Below are 477 nucleotides of genomic sequence, written 5' to 3'. Positions count from 1 at the left end.
TGAGAATAATGCGCTGGGCGATGGATTTTCCCTGCCGAAGGGCATGACGGATTACGGCCTGGCGGCACAGTCCTGGAATCAGTATGCGCAGGAGAATAATCTGACGCCGGAGCAAACCCAGGCCGGGCTGGACAGGCTGGCGAAAGGAGATCTACCGGAAGGGGCGAATATCACAAAAGTTATTGTGGATGGTTATAAGGATGGCGTGATGATAGCGGGAGCGGCGTATTTAGGGCCGGCAGCTTCAGTAAGTAAAGTTGTTGGTGGTGCAGTAATCGCGGAAATTGCTAATGGTACCTATCAGTGGTACGACTTGAGCAAACCGGGCAATGAAAATAAAACCTGGGATTACAAGGGAAGTGTTTCGGCGGGTATTACCGGGGCGCTGGCTCCGGGGCGCGGCGTCTGGCAGAACGTTGGCATAGCTACGGGTGGCGCGGTGTTTACAGACGGGCCTGATATAGGCTCTGTTGGTGG

The 477-nt window shown here is 54.7% G+C and carries 1 protein-coding gene; it reads left to right on the top strand.

Features of this window, described 5'->3' with window-relative positions:
* Positions 1 to 477: adhesin (locus tag JJB97_RS18355; protein ID WP_238715525.1), on the top strand; the 477-nt coding region annotated here is incomplete at both ends.

Source organism: Tenebrionibacter intestinalis (assembly GCF_016632365.1).
GTDB lineage: Bacteria > Pseudomonadota > Gammaproteobacteria > Enterobacterales > Enterobacteriaceae > Tenebrionibacter > Tenebrionibacter intestinalis.
This window is presented reverse-complemented; position numbering and strand designations above follow the sequence as displayed.